General features: G+C 66.1%; 2 protein-coding genes. One reads left to right on the forward strand and one right to left on the reverse strand.

The features are described 5' to 3' along the window. The coding region (locus tag WB508_RS07130; protein WP_423844191.1) for an efflux RND transporter permease subunit at positions 1-2,829 on the reverse strand (2,829 nt) is incomplete at its 3' end. A gap of 238 nt (positions 2,830-3,067) precedes the next feature. Between WB508_RS07130 and WB508_RS07135 the strand changes: the two genes are divergently transcribed. Next, positions 3,068-3,338 (forward strand): hypothetical protein (locus WB508_RS07135; protein WP_423844192.1); only part of this gene is annotated, 271 nt, incomplete at its 3' end.

Consider the following 3,338-nt stretch of genomic DNA (forward strand, 5'->3'; position numbering starts at 1 on the left):
CAGATGCTCCAGGCTGGTCAGGGTGTTGCGGACCGCAAGTGCGAACACGGCGAGCAGGCCAGCGCCGGTAGCGACCGTCAGCCCGTCACCCAGCAGGACCGTGGCGATGACTCCGCCGAGCAGAGCCGAGGGAAGCGCCAGGTAGGCGAGGAGGGCGAGCTTCCAGCTGCGCACCGCCGCCTGCATCAGCAGGAGCGCCGCGAGGGCTGCGGCGATGGCAAAGACGATGGCTTGATTTTGGTTCAGTTCCTCAGCCACGGTCTGGTCCAGCACCTTGGTGTGATACTCCAGCGGCATGTCCAGAGTCCGCAAGCGCTCCTCGAGCTCATCGGCGACGGCCTCCACGCTGCGTCCGTCGACGTCGAGCGTGATGTCGAGCTTGCGCGAGACGGAGTCACGCTTGATCACCGTCGGCGTGCTGCCCGCGCGGATGTCGGCGATGTCGTTGAGCCGCACGTGGTCACCCTCAGGCGTGTCGATCAACAGCGATCGCACCGCCTCGGTGTCCTCGGCAATCGCCGGGTCGCCCTGCACGATCACGTCGAACACCTTCTGGTCGTCGAACACGCTGCCGACGAGAATTCCCTGCAGAAGGATCGCCTCGGCGCGACGCACGTCACCGGGCTTGATCCCGGCCTCGCGGGCCTTGTCGATGTCGACCTCGATCTCGAGGGTGGGCTGCTCCTCAGGCACCTCGATGGTCGGATCGCTGACGCCATCGATCTCGCCGATGACCTTCTGCACCAGAGCTGCCTGCTTCTGCAGCTCCTCCGGCTCCTGGCCGAACACCCGGACGGTGATGGGTCGATCAGCCCCGATGAACACGTCGAGACCATCACCGCTGACCGAGTTGTCGCCGTTGAGCAGCGCACCGACGGTGCTGACCCGGTCGTTGACATAGGTGGAGACGGTGGCGACCGCGCCGTCCACGTTCTCGGTGGCCTGCCTGATCTCGTCGAGCGACTTGTCGTAGTCGGCGTCATCGCCGATCGTGACGATGATCTCGCCGGAGTTCACATCCACGATGCGGTCACCGGTGACGGCGCGTCCGACTGTGGCGCCGACGCTGGAGACGCCAGCCACGTCGCGCAGCTCAGAGCTGAGCGTCGTGGCGATCTGCGTCATCTTGATGTTGGACGTGCCCGTGGGGCTCTCAATCCGGACGAGGACAGCAGTGTCCTTCAGATCAGGCACCACTGAGCGCGACAGCCAAGGGGTGATGAGCGCGACAGCCAGCGTGCCCACCACGGCGGCCGCGACCACCGGAGTCCCGACCACCTTCGCCAGCACCCCGCGGTAGCGAGCCCCCGCCCGTCCGGCCTGAGGAGACTGTTGCTTGGGCGGCAGGATCGTCCCGAGCGCCGGTGTGAGGGTCAGTGCCACCACGGTGGCCACGGCTACAGCAGCGGCGTACGCCGCAGCCAGCGGTGCGATGAATGCGCCCGGCCGTCCTTCCAACACCAGCAACGGAACGACCGCGAGGAGCCCGATCAACGAGGCGTACATCATCGGACGTCCCACGGCACGTGTCGCAGCTGCGGCGTCCGGCGAGCGGGTCAGCGAGTCGGCGCCCGTGATGGCCGCATCGATCACCACGGTGAGGGCCAGCGCGAGACCGGCCAACGAGATGGCATTGAACGTGCCGCCGGTCCACCCCAGCACCAGCGCAGCCGCTACCACCGACGTGGGGACCGTGATCACCGTGATGGCCACTTGACGCCAGCGGCGAACGAGCGCCACCAGCACCAGAAGGAGGAGGGCAGCGGCAATGCCGCCAGTCAGGCCGAGGTTGTTCTTGGCTGCCGCGACGTAGTCGGCAGGTCGGAAGATCGAGGTGTCCGCCACCACGCCATCGAGGCCCGGGGCAAGGATGTCCAGCTCTTCCTGGACGCGCTGCGTGACCTCTTGGGTGTCGGCGCCGGGGAACTTCTCGACCACCAGGATGAGTCCGTTGCCGTCGTCGACGACCGCGTCGCCGATCAAGGGCTGGTGCTCCTCCACGACGGTGGCGACATCGGTCAGTCGCACCCGTCCGTCGGTGTTTTCGACCGGCACCTTGCCCAGAGCCTCGGGAGAGGCGATGTTGTCGAACACGTTGCGAATGGGGAGTCGTTGCGCCGGGGTCTCGATGAAGCCGCCGGTGCCGGGCACCGACGCCTCCAGATAGCTGACTGGAGAAGCGATCTGCGCATTGCCCGCTGTCCGGATCACCTGACTGAGCGTGATGTCCTCGTCGCGCAACTTCTCGGGGTCGACCTGCACCTGGATCTGCTGGTCACGCATGCCCCAGACCGCCACATTCGCGACGCCTTGGATGCCCATGAGTCGCGGTCGGATCGTCCAGCGGGCCAGAACAGACTGCTGGATGGGTGTCAGCTCGTCCGACTTCAGACCGATCATCAGGACCCGGCTCGAGGACGACAGCGGCTGCAGCATCGCTGGTGGTTTGGACACGTTGGGGAAGGCCGCCCCGCCCAGCTGGGTGAGGCGCTCCTGGACCAGCTGGCGTCCCTTGTAGACGTCGAAGCCCTGCTCGAAGACCAGCACGATGGATGACAGGCCGGGGGTGGAGGACGACCGGATGACGTCGACGCCCTCGACGCCATTGAGGAGGTCGGCTTCCAGTGGCACGGTGAGGAACTGCTCGACCTCGGACGCGGACAGGCCGAGTGACTCGGTCTGGATCTCGACGTACGGCGGAGTGAACTCCGGCAGCACGTCCACAGGTGTCCTGGGCAGCAGGGCGATGCCAGCGAGCATGATCGTGGCCGCGAGGCCGATGACCAGTCCGCGCAGTTTGATGGACGTGCTGACCAGACCGCGGATCATGGCAGGTCCACTCGTGTGACGTTCGGATGGCCTCGGTGGCTGAAGGTGCTCACGGCACTCCCTGGGAGTCGTGCCAGGTTGGCGATGAGCCGCTGGCGGTACCGGGAAACTACTCCTCTTCTTCTTGAGAATCTGCTAAACGAAAAAGAAATTTCTCTTAGGCTTCAGGCGGGTGGTGGTGGGCCACTAGTTTCGTGAGTAGGAAGTCGACTTTCCTCCCTGCACGGAGCGTGATCGCATGCACCACCGCGAGGTCCTCGGACCGGCCGATGTGACCGACGAGCAGCTGACACTCCTGGTTGGCACGCTGCTCCACGAGCCCGCTGACCGGGTCCACCTGCTCGATTCCTGCGCCGAGGAAGTGAGCTACGATCTGCCGGCTATCACGACCGCCGGCCGGTACTGGGTACGGGGGACAGCCCGGGTTGCCGGCCGCACGGCGCCCTTTGCCTTCTTCGTCAAGCACGTGCAGTCGTGGAGTCGCTCGCCGCTGTTCGCCGAGGTGCCGC

Source organism: Aeromicrobium sp. (assembly GCF_049586495.1).
Lineage (GTDB): Bacteria > Actinomycetota > Actinomycetes > Propionibacteriales > Nocardioidaceae > Aeromicrobium.